General features: G+C 39.5%; 15 protein-coding genes. 11 read left to right on the top strand and 4 right to left on the bottom strand.

The features are described from left to right. Window positions 1-19: 19 nt before the first annotated feature. From WNY79_RS16890 to WNY79_RS16875, 4 genes are read right to left on the bottom strand one after another with little or no spacing between them, the layout of a single operon-like run. Window positions 20-1,399, bottom strand: a complete 1,380-nt coding sequence (locus WNY79_RS16890) for an MFS transporter (protein ID WP_170072009.1) — start codon at window positions 1,397-1,399, stop codon at window positions 20-22. Window positions 1,400-1,448: 49 nt separating this feature from the next. Further along, window positions 1,449-2,069: a peptidylprolyl isomerase gene (locus tag WNY79_RS16885; protein ID WP_024598289.1), complete on the bottom strand. Its 621-nt coding sequence runs from the start codon at window positions 2,067-2,069 to the stop codon at window positions 1,449-1,451. 2 nt (window positions 2,070-2,071) lie between these two features. Further along, a complete protein-coding gene (locus WNY79_RS16880) occupies window positions 2,072-2,632 on the bottom strand; it encodes a YajG family lipoprotein (protein WP_342876445.1) in 561 nt (186 codons plus the stop codon). Continuing rightward, window positions 2,633-3,775, bottom strand: a complete 1,143-nt coding sequence (locus tag WNY79_RS16875) for a methyltransferase (RefSeq protein WP_024598287.1) — start codon at window positions 3,773-3,775, stop codon at window positions 2,633-2,635. Between the two features lie 42 nt (window positions 3,776-3,817). On the opposite strand from WNY79_RS16875, the gene WNY79_RS16870 reads away from it, so the two are divergent. The 11 genes from WNY79_RS16870 (at window position 3,818) to nqrM (ending at window position 13,717) form a co-directional block, all read left to right on the top strand. Beyond that, on the top strand, window positions 3,818-4,429 hold the full coding sequence (locus tag WNY79_RS16870; protein WP_342876444.1) for an alpha-ketoglutarate-dependent dioxygenase AlkB: 612 nt from the start codon (window positions 3,818-3,820) through the stop codon (window positions 4,427-4,429). 62 nt (window positions 4,430-4,491) lie between these two features. Further along, complete coding sequence (locus WNY79_RS16865; protein WP_024598285.1) at window positions 4,492-4,803, top strand: BolA/IbaG family iron-sulfur metabolism protein; 312 nt, start codon at window positions 4,492-4,494, stop codon at window positions 4,801-4,803. Window positions 4,804-4,910: 107 nt separating this feature from the next. Further along, window positions 4,911-6,104, top strand: coding sequence for an enoyl-ACP reductase FabV (gene fabV / locus WNY79_RS16860; protein WP_024598284.1), 1,194 nt, complete (start codon window positions 4,911-4,913; stop codon window positions 6,102-6,104). A gap of 363 nt (window positions 6,105-6,467) precedes the next feature. Beyond that, a complete protein-coding gene (locus WNY79_RS16855) occupies window positions 6,468-7,811 on the top strand; it encodes a Na(+)-translocating NADH-quinone reductase subunit A (RefSeq protein WP_010555190.1) in 1,344 nt (447 codons plus the stop codon). A gap of 4 nt (window positions 7,812-7,815) precedes the next feature. Further along, window positions 7,816-9,018 carry an NADH:ubiquinone reductase (Na(+)-transporting) subunit B gene (locus tag WNY79_RS16850; RefSeq protein WP_010555189.1) on the top strand — a complete coding sequence of 401 codons (1,203 nt, stop codon included), beginning with the start codon at window positions 7,816-7,818 and terminating at the stop codon, window positions 9,016-9,018. Then, window positions 9,011-9,763, top strand: coding sequence for a Na(+)-translocating NADH-quinone reductase subunit C (locus tag WNY79_RS16845; RefSeq protein ID WP_076925154.1), 753 nt, complete (start codon window positions 9,011-9,013; stop codon window positions 9,761-9,763). The genes WNY79_RS16850 and WNY79_RS16845 overlap by 8 nt, the downstream gene beginning before the upstream one ends. Then, on the top strand, window positions 9,763-10,395 hold the full coding sequence (locus tag WNY79_RS16840) for an NADH:ubiquinone reductase (Na(+)-transporting) subunit D (RefSeq protein WP_007584891.1): 633 nt from the start codon (window positions 9,763-9,765) through the stop codon (window positions 10,393-10,395). Before WNY79_RS16845 ends, WNY79_RS16840 begins: the two co-directional genes overlap by 1 nt. 10 nt (window positions 10,396-10,405) lie before the next feature. Next, window positions 10,406-11,014 carry an NADH:ubiquinone reductase (Na(+)-transporting) subunit E gene (nqrE, locus tag WNY79_RS16835; RefSeq protein ID WP_002958896.1) on the top strand — a complete coding sequence of 203 codons (609 nt, stop codon included), beginning with the start codon at window positions 10,406-10,408 and terminating at the stop codon, window positions 11,012-11,014. A gap of 18 nt (window positions 11,015-11,032) precedes the next feature. After that, window positions 11,033-12,262, top strand: coding sequence for an NADH:ubiquinone reductase (Na(+)-transporting) subunit F (gene nqrF, locus WNY79_RS16830; protein WP_007584893.1), 1,230 nt, complete (start codon window positions 11,033-11,035; stop codon window positions 12,260-12,262). 109 nt (window positions 12,263-12,371) lie between these two features. Next, window positions 12,372-13,403 (top strand): FAD:protein FMN transferase, encoded by a 1,032-nt coding sequence (locus tag WNY79_RS16825; protein ID WP_342876443.1) that lies wholly within the window; start codon window positions 12,372-12,374, stop codon window positions 13,401-13,403. 101 nt (window positions 13,404-13,504) lie between these two features. Continuing rightward, on the top strand, window positions 13,505-13,717 hold the full coding sequence (gene nqrM / locus WNY79_RS16820) for a (Na+)-NQR maturation NqrM (RefSeq protein ID WP_007376137.1): 213 nt from the start codon (window positions 13,505-13,507) through the stop codon (window positions 13,715-13,717). The last annotated feature ends 324 nt before the right edge of the window (window positions 13,718-14,041 follow it).

The following is a 14,041-nucleotide window of genomic DNA, read 5'->3' as shown; positions in this document are numbered from 1 at the left end:
ATGTTAATGCAGGGATGCATTAAATATTTTGATGATAATTTCTCTCAAGCTCATACAACTTATGCCTAATCAGATATAAAAATATCAGTGAAGGTAAAACCATTAAGGCTGTTAAAACAAAAAACAGCGACCAATTCCCCATTAACCAATCATCAATGACGACACCACTGTAGCTCGAAAGTAATGTTCGTCCTAAATTTCCTAATGATGCCAGTAATGCATAGTGCGTTGCACTAAATGCTCTATCGCATAACATCGATATAAAGGCGACCATAGCCACTAACGACCATGCTTGCGTAAACCCATCAATAACAATAGCAAAGGCATATAGCCTTAAATCAGGGCCAACTAAAGCGATCCACGAAAAGGCTAAGTTTGAAGCAGCCATTGCAATGCCACTTATAAATAAACCTCTAACAATGCCATATTTTTGATTAAATAAACTACCAACAAAGGTAAATATGATTGTAAGCACCGCCGTACCTACCTTTGAGAATGTTGCTATGTCGCTATTACTAAAACCAATTTCTTTATAAAACACAATCGACATACGCCCTAAAAACGCTTCGCCTATCTTAAATAAGAAAATAAACGCAAGTAATGCCAATGCTGTTTTAACGCCGTTTTTAGTAAAAAAAGCTCTAAAGGGGTCAATAACGGTTACTGCAAGCCAGGCAACCGTTTTGGTAAGTGGCGTTTGTTTTGCTGATGAGAGCTTTTCAAGGTACACACGTTCAAGTTCGGCATGTACTGCTTCGCGGTTAGATTCAGGCTCTTTTGCAAACAGTGCTCCACTCATTAGCAGCAGCATTACAGCAGCTAAAAAGTAATAAATTTGTGGCCAGTCGAGCGAGGGGATATCGGCCATATAAAACGGAATGGCACCTAAAAGCGCATAACCTGTCCACCAACCAGACGTTGCCATAGCTGCAGCTGCTGTTGCTTTGTGCGATTCTTTTTCGCTTAGTGTATCTATTCTAAATGCATCAATTGCAATGTCTTGTGTCGCAGAAGCAATGGCGATTAATAAACAAATTGCAGCAACAATTGCCAGATTAGCTTTTAAATCAAGGCCAGCTAGTAGCAGGGTGCCAATAAAAATAAAGCTTTGGCAAAATAGTATCCAACTGCGGCGTTGGCCTAGCCATTTATATAAAACAGGGAGTTTTGTACGGTCAATGAGTGGCGACCATAAAAAGTTGATACTGTAGGCGCCAAATACAATGCCAAATAGGCCAATCATACTGCGGCTTAGCCCTTCATCCTTTAGCCAAGCCGACATAACAGAGCCAATTAGTACCCACGGAAAACCGCTACTCATACCAAATATAAAAATATGGATTAAGCGTTTGTCTTTAAAGTAAGAAAAATATTCGCTAATAGAGAGTGATTTGCTCATAGGGCCTTCATTGGCTTAGATGCAGAGCAGCTAAGCTGCTCTTAAAAAATTACAGTGGGACTTGCTCAAGCATTTTTATGTTTAAAATAACCACTGGTTTTACAGGTACAAAATCGTAACCAATTTTTTCATTAAAGCCCGTTTCTACAGCCATAATTTTGTCTAGTGTTTCGTAGCCTTCCATCACATTACCAAAAACAGCAAAACCCCAATCTTTACCTGGGTTTAAGTGATCGTTGTTATCCATATTAAAAAAGAACTGACGAGTACCAGAGTGAGGCTCACGGTCCTGATACGCCATAGCAATGCTATACATATCGTTTTTCATACCGTTACCGCTTTCATTAAAAATAGGGTCATTTTCGTGTAGGCCGTCGTAATCTTTATCGTAGCCACCACCTTGAATAACAAAGTCGCGCTCGTTTTCTACATCACGTTCAATACGGTGAAAAACACTACCTTGATAGCTTTTATCTGACACGTAAGTTAAAAAGTTATTGACTGTGATAGGGGCTCTTGAACGATCAAGTTCAACCACTATGCTACCCATAGTCGTTACAATTTCGACGCGTGGAAAAATATTATCCTTTTGCACAAAGCGGCCTTCTTGGGCTGCTAAGCTACTTACACTAAAGAATAGGCCTAAGCAGATTAAAAAAAGTCGTTTCATAGTTAACCTTCTAAAAATTCTATTAATTCAGGGTCAGATACAATGCGGGTAATAATTTGCTCAGTCAACTTATTGAGCTGACCTTCTATTTTTGCTCGCTCGTGACTAAATGGACCTTCTAAATTAGCACTACCTCTATACACTTTACTAAAGTTACTTGAGGCGCGAATAACTCGCACGCCAAGTTCTATATGGGCTTCACTGGTATGGCTCACTAATTTTTCGGTTACTACCGCTTGTAGTGCATGAATATCTACTTCAAAGCGTACACTTGCCAAATTAGAAATACTGGCGCCATTGCGGCTAAGTGCACTATCTAAAACACTTTTAATAGAGCTAGTAATACCTTGGCTTGCAAAGGTTTTAGTTTTGTCTGACCCAATAAGTTTAAGTGTTGATGTATCACCTCGTAAATCAATTACACTAGTACTTAAGCTACTATTTATAGAGCTTATTTGGCCGCTTTTATAAACAGGGTTAAGTATTACTTGGCTAGGCTGATTTGCACAGCCACCAAGTATTAGTAATACACAACACCCAAGTATAATGCTTGTTAATTTCATTTATAGCATTCCACTATTTTTAGTTGCACTTAGAACGACAAACTTTTTGTTTGACCCTAACAACTTACAGTTTCCGAACATGCGGTTCAATTTATCATGATAATCTAAATGACGATTACCAATAATGCGCAGTTCGCCGCCTTCTTTTAAAGTATCTTTTGCTTGCTTGAACATTTGCCAAGCAATGTGATCGGTAACAGCTTGAGCTTGGTGAAATGGAGGATTACATAGCACCATATCCACACTGTCTCTTTCAAAGCCTGTTAAACAGTCGTTTTCGATGAACTCACAGTTATCAAACTTATCGCCTAGGTTAATCTCTACATTTAACCGAGCCGACTCCACAGCCATGTAAGACTCATCAACAAAGGTAACTGATGCATTAGGGCAGCGAGCCAGCGTCATTAATCCAACAACGCCGTTACCACAGCCTAAATCAATAATGCTTTTAGCTTTTGGTGTTTCTGGTAAGTAGTTAAAAAAGAAGCGCGCACCAATATCTAACGAATCACGCGAAAACACATTTGCATGATTTGTTATATTAAACTCAGTACCTTCAAGTTCCCATGTTGTAGGGAAGTCTGCTGCTTTATATCCGCCTTTGGCATTGCTTAATATTAGACGTGATTTTTTAACTGCTAGGCTTGTTGTTGTTTCACCAATAAATTGCTCAAATGATTTTATTGTTGAATTATGAATTTCTTTTGTTTTACCTGCGGCAATTACTGGTGTACCAGGTGCAAGTACTTCACTAAGTTCACTTAATTGGAACTGTAAAAAACCCACATTACGAGGGATTTTAATAAGTACTAAATCTACATCCTCTGGTAATGCCGACAAACTATCTACTTGCGTAAACTCTGCTGTAGGCAGCTTGTTTTCTTGTAAGTTATAAGCCGCAGCTTGGTGGCTAATATAAGAATCATTAACTGAACAAACCGTTAACTTATTAAAATAACAAGCAAGTGCACCAAAGCTATCGTTTAAAATAAGCAATGAGCGACAATCAGGGTGATGTTCGTTAACATAATTGATAAGGTACTCATCTGCCGAATCCCACGCTTGTAAGCTGCGGTTTTTTTGATCCAATGGAAAGCGTTCAAGAGTAAAGGTTTTATCGCCTAGCTGGGCTTGCGTCGTCATAATGGTTCGTTGATCAGTAATCTAATGTAGGTAAATTCTAACATGCAACGGCAAAACGCCAACCCCCAACAGTTACCAAATGGCTTTTCTTATCAAAGTAGGGCACTTAGTGCGCAAAAAAGCCTCGATCTATTTTATTATTTGCAAAAAAACCTCCTTTGGCAGCAACCCGATGTAACCGTTTACGGCAAAACGGGGCCTATTCCACGACTGCAATGTTTCATGAGCGATTTAAATATTGAATACGGCTATTCAAGTAGTAAGCAAATAGTAGAACCATGGGATGAGTTATTACTTAATATGAGAAAGCGTTTAGAATCACATTTAAGCCAGCCTCTGAACTCATTGCTCGTTAATTATTACCGAGATGGTAATGATACGATGGGATGGCATAGTGATGATGAAATAGAGCTTGGTGATAAACCAACAATTGTGTGTGTATCTTTAGGAGCTGATAGGGTTTTAAAGTTAAAGCACAAGGCAAGCAATAAAGTAACTGACTTAAAATTACAAAGTGGCAGCTGCTTAATAATGAATGGGCATAGCCAACGAGACTACCAACATGCAATACCCAAGCAAACAACACTTGCGCATCCGCGAATAAGTTTAACTTACCGATTTATTAAACACATTAAGCAAAAGCAATTTAGTTAGGCAACCGCTGCGTTAAATTGTTATAGTAAGTGTATAAATTAGCTAATTAAAACGGTCTTTTTATGTCAATGCAGCAGCAGATCCAAGAAAAAATAAGCAACGCCATTGCGTGTAAACATTTAAACGTAATCAATGAAAGTCATATGCACAGTGCTGGCACTGAATCACACTTTAAAGTAGTGGTTGTTAGCGAAGGTTTTGCGGGTAAGCGTTTATTGCAACGTCATCGCGAAATTAATGAAATTTTAAAAGATGAGTTAGCAAATCATATTCATGCACTCGCTATTCATACATATACACCAGATGAGTATACAGAGCAGGGCGGCGAAGCGCCTGATTCACCTAATTGTATGGGTGGCTCTAAAATTAGCTAAGTAATGTTTTAGAGTATTTGATGAGTGTTTAACTGATCAGATCAGTGTTTTTAGTATTAGCCTTTAAACTAGCGCTAATTTTTATTGTAAAAGATATAGGATGATCAATGGTCATTAAGCCTAAAATTCGTGGATTTATCTGCACAAACGCACACCCAGCTGGTTGTGCAGAGCATGTTCAAGAACAAATTAACTATGTAAAACAACAAGGGGCATTAAAAAGTGCACCAAAAAATGTATTAGTTATTGGCGCATCAACAGGCTACGGCTTGGCATCGCGCATTACTGCTGCGTTTGGTGGTGGTGCTAAAACATTAGGTATTTTCTTTGAAAAAGAAGGTACCGATCGTAAAACAGGTTCTGCCGGTTGGTACAATACTGCTGCTTTTCAAGAAGCTGCAGACGAAGCAGGTCTTTGGTCTAAAAATATTAATGGCGATGCGTTTTCTAACGAAATCAAGCAAAAAGCAATCGATACTATCAAAGCCGATTTAGGTAAAATAGACTGCATTATTTACAGCCTTGCATCGCCTCGTCGTACTGATCCAAACACTGGTGAAGTGTTTTCTTCTACCCTTAAACCAATTGGCAGTGCCGTTACTACTAAAAACTTAAATACATCAAAGCGTGAAATTGATGAAATTACGGTAGAAGCAGCAAACCAAGACGATATCGACAACACTATTAAAGTAATGGGTGGTGAAGATTGGGAAATGTGGATTGACGCTTTAAAAGAAGCCGATGTACTTGCTGATAACTTTAAAACGACTGCTTATACTTATATTGGTAAAGAACTAACATGGCCAATATACGGACACGCTACTATTGGTAAAGCTAAAGAAGATTTAGACCGTGCAACGGCTGCTATTAAAGAATCAACAAAAGATTTAAATGGTGAGGCGTATGTTTCATCACTTAATGCAGTAGTGACACAAGCAAGTTCTGCTATTCCTATTATGCCGTTATATATTTCTGCTTTATTTAAAGTTATGAAAGCAGATGGCACATATGAAGGCACCATTGAGCAAATTCACGCATTATTTAGTGAAAACCTATATGGTGAATCACCTCGCTTTGACGACGGTGGGCATTTATTCCAAAACTATAAAGAGCTAGAAGACGATGTGCAAGCACGCGTTCAAGCTGTATGGGATAGTGTTGATACAAGCAGCATTGATGAGCTAACAGACTATGTTGGTTACCATAATGAGTTTTTACGCTTATTTGGTTTTGGTATAGACGGTGTTGACTACGATCAAGACATAGATTCAGTTAAGCCAATTGCTAATATGATTGACTAACAGAATTTAGATATAAAAAGCCGCAATAGCGGCTTTTTTTGTATTATGCTATTTGTTTAATTTACGATGAAATCAGGAATGATAATTGCTTAGGCTACCACTTTGGTCTACCTTGATTTTTATTTAAATCACTTAACAAAACTAAATAAGTGTTTCTGTCGTATAATTTTCATAAATACACTCGCATAGTCATCTAAAATGATGTTAAAATCTCGACAATATGTGATGAGTTTTACTACGTTGCTTGTTTGATATTTCTAGCAAGCTGCTCTTTTGTACCTTGATATAACTTGGAATAACTCAAATGGCGACGTGGTTGATACGATTTTTCAGTTTCTTTCCTTTAATGTAATGCAAGTGCGTATGATCAATATAAAAAAAGGTCTGGATTTACCCTTAGAGGGCGCGCCACAGCAAGTTATACATGACGGTTCTGCTGTCAAACGTGTAGCTGTGCTTGGCGAAGAGTTTATCGGTATGCGTCCAACCATGCATGTTCGTGTGGATGACCAAGTCAAAAAAGGCCAGGTACTTTTTGAAGATAAAAAGAACCCAGGCGTCCTATTTACTGCTCCAGCTTCTGGCACAGTAAAAGAAATAAATCGTGGTGCTAAACGTGTGCTGCAATCTGTTGTTATTGAAGTAGCAGGCAGTGAGCAAATCACCTTTGACTCTTTCAAAGCAGACGAGCTTGCGAGCTTAGAGCGTGAAAAAGCCAAAGAAGTACTTATCCAGTCTGGTCAATGGACAGCACTTCGTGTTCGCCCATTCAGTAAAGTAGCGGCTGTGGATGCAAATCCTAGTTCTATTTTTGTGACCGCAACTGACACAAACCCATTAGCTGCAGATCCTGCAGTGATAATTGCCGAAAATGCGCAAGCATTTGAAGCGGGTCTTGCTGTTATTTCGCGTTTGACCGATGGCAAAGTATTTGTGTGTAAAAAAGCAGGTAGCCAAGTTCCTAGCTCATCTATAGCTCAAGTAGAAGTACATGAGTTTGGTGGTGTGCATCCGGCTGGCCTCGTTGGCACTCATATCCATCATCTTGATGCAGTTTCTGTTAGCAAACAAGTTTGGCATATCGGTTACCAAGACGTTATTGCGTATGGTCACCTATTCCTTACTGGTGAAATTTACACAAATCGTGTTATTTCGCTTGCAGGTCCTCGCGTTAAAAACCCACGTTTAGTGAAAACACAATTAGGTGCTTCATTGGATGATTTAGTAGCTGGTGAGCTAGAAGACGGAGATAACCGCGTTATTTCTGGTTCTGTTTTATCAGGTTCTATTTCAAACGGTGTTCATGCATTCTTAGGTCGTTACCACGTTCAAGTATCTGTTTTACTTGAAGGTCGCGAAAAAGAATTGTTTGGCTGGATTGCACCAGGTAGTGATAAATTCTCTGTAACGCGTACATTCCTTTCTCACCTTGCGCCGAGTCGTTTATTTAAAATGACAACGTCAACAGGTGGTTCAAAACGTGCCATGGTTCCAATTGGTAGCTACGAGCGCGTAATGCCGTTAGATATTTTGCCTACTCTATTGTTACGTGACTTAATTGCACGCGATTTAGACAGTGCAATTTCATTAGGCGCGCTTGAACTTGATGAAGAAGATTTAGCGTTATGTACCTTCGTTTGTCCTGGCAAATACGAGTATGGTTCTATCCTACGCGATTGCTTAACTACGATCGAGAAGGAAGGCTAGAGAGATGGGTTTAAAAAAATATCTAGAAGATATCGAGCCGAATTTTGAAGCCGGTGGTAAATATGAAAAGTTTTATGCACTGTATGAAGCAGCTGCAACTATTTTTTATACACCAGGCTACGTAAATAAAGGCGCGACACACGTACGCGATAACATCGACCTAAAACGTATGATGATTTTAGTGTGGATGGCGACGTTCCCAGCTATGTTTTTTGGTATGTTCAATATCGGTCATCAGGCCGCAGGTGCTTTAGCACAAGGCTTTGAGCTAGCAAACACATGGCAAGTTGGTTTGTTCCAGTTATTCGGTGGTGAATTAACCGCTGATGCAGGCTGGGGCGCTAAAATGTTCTATGGAGCATGTTTCTTCCTACCTATCTACGCGGTAACGTTTGCAGTGGGTGGCTTTTGGGAAGTAATATTTGCTTCTGTGCGTAAGCATGAAATTAACGAAGGTTTCTTCGTTACTTCAGTTTTATTTGCACTTATTCTGCCTGCAACAATTCCTTTATGGCAAGTTGCGTTAGGTATTACGTTTGGTGTAGTAATCGCTAAAGAAATCTTTGGTGGTACTGGCCGTAACTTCTTAAACCCTGCTTTAGCCGGCCGTGCGTTTTTATTCTTCGCATACCCAGCTCAAATCTCAGGTGACACAGTATGGACAGCAGTAGATTCTTTCTCTGGTGCAACTATGCTAGGCCAAGCATTTGCTGGCACACTTGATTTTGCAAACATGGAATTATGGTGGAATGCGTTTTACGGTTTCATTCAAGGTTCTGTAGGTGAAACATCTACACTTGCATTGTTAGTAGGTGGTTTATTCTTAATTTATGTTCGCATCGCTTCTTGGCGCATTGTACTAGGTGTATTCCTAGGTATGGTAGCGACTGCATTTTTGTTAAATGCTGTAGGCTCAGAAACTAACCCTGTATTTGCAATGCCTTGGTATTGGCATTTAGTACTTGGTGGCTTTGCGTTTGGTATGTTCTTTATGGCTACTGACCCTGTATCAGCTGCATTTACTGACAAAGGTAAATTAGCATATGGTCTATTAATTGGCTTTATGGTGGTTATGATACGTGTTGTGAATCCTGCTTTCCCAGAAGGTATGATGCTAGCAATCTTATTTGCTAACTTATTCGCTCCACTGTTCGATCACTTTGTAGTGCAGGCTAATATTAAGCGGAGGTTGGCACGTAATGTCTAGTAATAACGAATCAATCGGCAAAACGTTAACAGTTGTTGTCGCACTATGTTTAGTGTGCGCAATCATTGTATCGTTTGCTTCTGTACAGCTTCGTCCTTTACAGCAAGCTAATAAAGAAAAAGATATTCAAAGCAATATCTTGGCTGCTGCGGGTATCGATAAAGTTGAAAATGTTTTAGAAACATTTGATGCAAAAATCGAAGCGCGCGTTGTAAATATGACTACAGGTGAGTTTGTAGATACAGACCCAACAATTTTCGACTTTGAAAAAAGCAAATATGATGCAGCGCTAAGTGTTTCTCTTAAAGAGAAAGGCGTTAAGGATATTGCTGGTATTCAACGTGTGACTAAAGAGTCGCCGGTGTATATCTCTAAGAAAGAAGATGGCTCAGTTGATGCAATCATTCTTCCTATCCAAGGCTACGGATTATGGGGCTTAATGTACGGTTTTATCTCGCTTGAAAGCGATGGTGAAACAGTTAAGGGCATTATCTTTTACAAGCATAATGAAACCCCTGGCTTAGGTGGCGAAATCCAAAATCCACAATGGACTGCTACATGGGAAGGTAAAGAGCTTCCAATTCAAATTGTTAAAGGTACTGCGGGCAATGATGAGCATAAGATCGATGGTCTTTCAGGTGCTACATTAACGTCTAACGGTGTTGATCATGCAGTTGATTTTTGGACTGGCGAAAATGGCTTTGGCCCTTTCCTTGCGAAAGTACGTAAAGGAGCATTGAAATAATGGCTGATACTAAAGAAATGAAGGCGGTCCTATTTGGTCCGGTTTTAGCTAACAACCCAATCGCACTACAAGTACTTGGTATTTGTTCGGCGCTAGCGGTAACGTCTAGCTTAAAAAATGCATTAATCATGTCAATCGCATTGACACTAGTAACAGCATTTTCGAGCTTCTTTATCTCGCTTATTCGTAACCAGATCCCATCATCTGTACGTATCATCGTACAAATGACAATTATTGCATCATTGGTAATCGTTGTTGACCAAGTATTACAGGCTTTCTCTTACGCTACGGCAAAAGAGCTTTCTGTATTCGTTGGTCTAATCATTACTAACTGTATTGTAATGGGTCGTGCTGAAGCATACGCGATGAAGTCGCCACCAATTATGTCTTTCCTTGACGGTATTGGTAATGGCTTAGGTTACTCTGTAGTACTGCTTACTGTTGGTTTCATTCGTGAGCTATTCGGTAAGGGTTCACTATTCGGTGTTGATATTATCCCATTAGTACAAGATGGCGGTTGGTATCAGCCAATGGGTCTATTGATCTTACCACCGAGTGCATTCTTCATCATTGGTTTATTCATATGGGTACTTCGTACTTATAAGAAAGACCAAGTAGAAGCTAAAGCGTAAGGGGCAAATAGTGGAACATTATATTAGTTTATTTGTAAAAGCCGTTTTTATTGAGAACTTAGCGTTGTCATTCTTCTTAGGCATGTGTACTTTTTTAGCAGTATCTAAAAAAGTAACTACATCAATTGGCCTAGGTATAGCGGTTATAGTTGTATTGGGTATTTCGGTACCTGTTAACAACTTGGTTTATCATGCGGTACTTGCACCAGGTTCACTTACTTGGTTAGGTTACCCAGATGCGGATCTTAGCTTTTTACGTTTCTTAACTTTCATTGGTGTTATTGCAGCACTTGTGCAAATTCTTGAAATGGCATTAGATAAGTTTTTCCCTGCACTATACAACGCGTTAGGTATCTTCTTACCACTTATCACAGTTAACTGTGCAATATTTGGTGCGGTATCATTCATGGTTGAGCGTAACTATAACTTCGGCGAGTCTGTAGTTTATGGTATTGGCGCTGGTGTTGGTTGGGCGCTTGCAATTACATTACTTGCAGGTATCCGTGAGAAACTGAAGTATTCAGACGTGCCAGACGGCTTACGTGGTTTAGGTATTACCTTCATCACTGTTGGTTTAATGGGACTTGGCTTTATGTCATTCTCTGGTATTTCACTGTAAAGGTAGCGAGGATAAATCATGGATTATCAGATTTTCTTAGGCGTTGGTGTTTTCATCGCTATCGTTGTACTACTAGTTTTAGTGATCATTGGTGCTAAATCTCAGTTAGTTGCAAGCGGCGACATCATCATCGGTATTAATGGCGACAAAGATAAAGCCATTACTACATCAGCAGGTAATAAGCTTTTAAGTGCATTATCTGAGTCAGGTATTTTCGTATCATCTGCATGTGGTGGCGGTGGCTCTTGTGGTCAGTGTCGTGTTCACATTAAAGAAGGTGGCGGCGATATCCTGCCAACTGAACTTGATCACATTTCTAAAGGTGAAGCCCGTGAAGGCTGTCGTTTAGCGTGTCAGGTAAATGTTAAAAACGACATGGAAATTGAACTTGAAGAGTCAATTTTCGGTGTTAAAAAATGGGATTGTGAAGTTATCTCTAACGATAACAAAGCAACGTTCATTAAAGAACTTAAACTGCAAATCCCTGGTGATGAGTCAGTGCCTTTCCGTGCGGGTGGTTACATCCAAATTGAAGCGCCACCTCATCATGTTAAATATGCAGATTTTGATGTTCCTGAAGAATATCGTGGCGATTGGAACCATTTTGGTTTCTTCGATCTGGAGTCAAAAGTAGACGAAGAAACAATTCGTGCATACTCAATGGCTAACTACCCAGAAGAAGAAGGCATCATTATGCTTAACGTGCGTATTGCTGCTCCGCCTCCAAGAAACCTAAGCTTGCCATGTGGTAAAATGTCTTCGTACATTTGGTCACTTACAAAAGGCGACAAGGTAACTATTTCAGGTCCATTTGGTGAGTTCTTTGCTAAAGACACAGATGCTGAAATGATCTTTGTTGGCGGTGGTGCTGGTATGGCGCCAATGCGTTCACATATCTTTGACCAACTTAAACGTTTGAACTCTAAACGTAAGATGAGCTTTTGGTATGGTGCACGTTCTGAACGTGAAATGTTCTACGTAGAAGATTTTGACGGCCTAGCCGCTGAAAATCCTAATTTCGTATGGCATACAGCACTTTCAGATCCACAACCTGAAGATAACTGGGAAGGCTATACTGGCTTTATCCATAACGTGTTATTTGAGAACTATCTTAAAGATCACGAAGCGCCGGAAGATTGTGAGTACTACATGTGTGGTCCTCCAATGATGAACGCGGCAGTTATTACTATGCTTAAAGATTTAGGTGTTGAAGACGAAAATATCTTACTAGATGACTTCGGTGGCTAACACTAATACCAAAACAGTTTAGTTTTGGTTAAAATACCAGCCTCGTAGCACTTGTGTTACGAGGCTTTTTTTATTCTTTAATTTTATCAATCTATTAAGTAGAGCTGTTATGAATCGAGTAAGTACTTCACAAGGCATAATGGCCTTTTTACTAATCACACTGACCTTATTACTGTCTGGGTGTGGTGAAAAACCAGAGTCGAAAGAAACCTTTTTAGAAGGTAAGACTATGGGCACCACTTATCATATTAAATATTACGATGAGCAGGGCCAGCTATCTGCCTCACAGTTACAGCTGCAAATAGATGCTGTTTTAAAAGATGTGAATCAGTCTATGTCTACTTATATAGAAGACTCTGAAATAAATACATTTAACAGATTACCAGCAAATCAAGTTATGCCAATTAGCGAAGATTTTAGGGCCGTTATCAGTGAGTCCATCCGCTTAGGTGAGTCAACTAAAACACTCGATGTCACTATGGGGCCTTTAATTGATTTATGGGGCTTTGGTCCTGATAAAAAACCAACAAATCGCCCTAGTGATGAAGAGCTTGCGAGTATGGTCGGAAAAATAGGTATTGATAAACTTATTTTAAATAAGCAAGGCTTGGCTAAAACAGTTAATGGACTAGAGCTTTCTTTTTCGGCAACGGCTAAAGGCTATGGTATTGATAAAGTAGCGCAGTTATTAGAAAGCCACAGTATTACCAATTACATGGTTGAGATTGGTGGAGAGCTGCGTATAGCAGGTGAAAAGCCAAATAATCAGGATTGGAAAATTGCGATAGAGCAACCAGATGCAGCGCCAGGTGAGCGTAAAGTACATCGTGTTTTATCGCCAGGTACAAATGGTATTGCTACGTCGGGTGATTACCGTATTTTTTATAAAATGGATGGCGAGATCTATACTCATTTAATTGATCCCGTAACCGGCATGCCTATTAAGCACGACTTAGTGTCAGTAACAGTGCTTCATCCAAGCGCTATGACAGCAGATGGCTTAGCAACTGCACTTACTGTGATGGGTATGGAGAAAGCGCAAGCCTATGCTCAGCAGCACGATTTACCAGTGTACTTAATAGGTAAATCAAAAGATGGTTTAGTTACTTACTCAAGCCCTGCATTCAAACCTTATTTGTAGTATGGCGCTGGCTTGTTTATTTTCACGTTATTTGGGTATATAATAGCAGTTGCTCAAAAATGTTTGAGTTTAATTAATTGCTGATCAATAGGGGCTAAGCAATGTCACTTTTTCTTCTTACTTTTGGCTTACTAATTTTGATAGTTTCGGCTATGGCCGTTGGTATGATCGTGCAAAAAAAATCTATGGCGAGTAGCTGTGGTGGTTTAGGCTCGGTCGGTATTGATAAAGCCTGTGATTGCGATGATCCATGTGATAAACGCAAAAACCGTTTAGCAAAAGAGCAAGCTTGGAAAGAAAATCAAATTATTTAAGCCCGTCTTAAATATTAAAAAGCGCTTTATAGCGCTTTTTTTGTGCCTGTAAAACTCATCAACTCCTTGGCTTCCAAAGCAATCCAATCTTAATGTATTAGACGAAAGTATATAGTTTAGTTTTTTTCACCTATTAGGTTTATTTTTCTCGTTTGTCAAATTGGAGCTAACACTCTAAAGTTTAACCATAGACAAAGAGCAAGGCTCTCGTCATAAGCTTGAGGCATAAGTTAGCCTCGCTTAAAAGAATCTTTATATTGTGTGTGAAGATGTTGTCAGTGTGAAAGGCAACTCAAGTTCGGTGGTGACTGAGTTTGAGTTGTT

This window comes from Pseudoalteromonas sp. AS84 (assembly GCF_038900255.1).
In the GTDB taxonomy this organism is placed as follows: Bacteria; Pseudomonadota; Gammaproteobacteria; order Enterobacterales; family Alteromonadaceae; genus Pseudoalteromonas.
The sequence above is the reverse complement of the archived record's forward strand: the minus strand, read 5'-3'. Positions and strand labels throughout refer to the sequence as shown.

Coding starts and splice junctions, on each gene's coding strand:
- WNY79_RS16890 (WP_170072009.1), bottom strand. CDS start 1,399: ATGAGCAAATCACTCTCTATTAGCGAATATTTTTCTTACTTTAAAGAC.
- WNY79_RS16885 (WP_024598289.1), bottom strand. CDS start 2,069: ATGAAACGACTTTTTTTAATCTGCTTAGGCCTATTCTTTAGTGTAAGT.
- WNY79_RS16880 (WP_342876445.1), bottom strand. CDS start 2,632: ATGAAATTAACAAGCATTATACTTGGGTGTTGTGTATTACTAATACTT.
- WNY79_RS16875 (WP_024598287.1), bottom strand. CDS start 3,775: ATGACGACGCAAGCCCAGCTAGGCGATAAAACCTTTACTCTTGAACGC.
- WNY79_RS16870 (WP_342876444.1), top strand. CDS start 3,818: ATGCAACGGCAAAACGCCAACCCCCAACAGTTACCAAATGGCTTTTCT.
- WNY79_RS16865 (WP_024598285.1), top strand. CDS start 4,492: ATGTCAATGCAGCAGCAGATCCAAGAAAAAATAAGCAACGCCATTGCG.
- fabV (WP_024598284.1), top strand. CDS start 4,911: ATGGTCATTAAGCCTAAAATTCGTGGATTTATCTGCACAAACGCACAC.
- WNY79_RS16855 (WP_010555190.1), top strand. CDS start 6,468: ATGATCAATATAAAAAAAGGTCTGGATTTACCCTTAGAGGGCGCGCCA.
- WNY79_RS16850 (WP_010555189.1), top strand. CDS start 7,816: ATGGGTTTAAAAAAATATCTAGAAGATATCGAGCCGAATTTTGAAGCC.
- WNY79_RS16845 (WP_076925154.1), top strand. CDS start 9,011: ATGTCTAGTAATAACGAATCAATCGGCAAAACGTTAACAGTTGTTGTC.
- WNY79_RS16840 (WP_007584891.1), top strand. CDS start 9,763: ATGGCTGATACTAAAGAAATGAAGGCGGTCCTATTTGGTCCGGTTTTA.
- nqrF (WP_007584893.1), top strand. CDS start 11,033: ATGGATTATCAGATTTTCTTAGGCGTTGGTGTTTTCATCGCTATCGTT.
- WNY79_RS16825 (WP_342876443.1), top strand. CDS start 12,372: ATGAATCGAGTAAGTACTTCACAAGGCATAATGGCCTTTTTACTAATC.
- nqrM (WP_007376137.1), top strand. CDS start 13,505: ATGTCACTTTTTCTTCTTACTTTTGGCTTACTAATTTTGATAGTTTCG.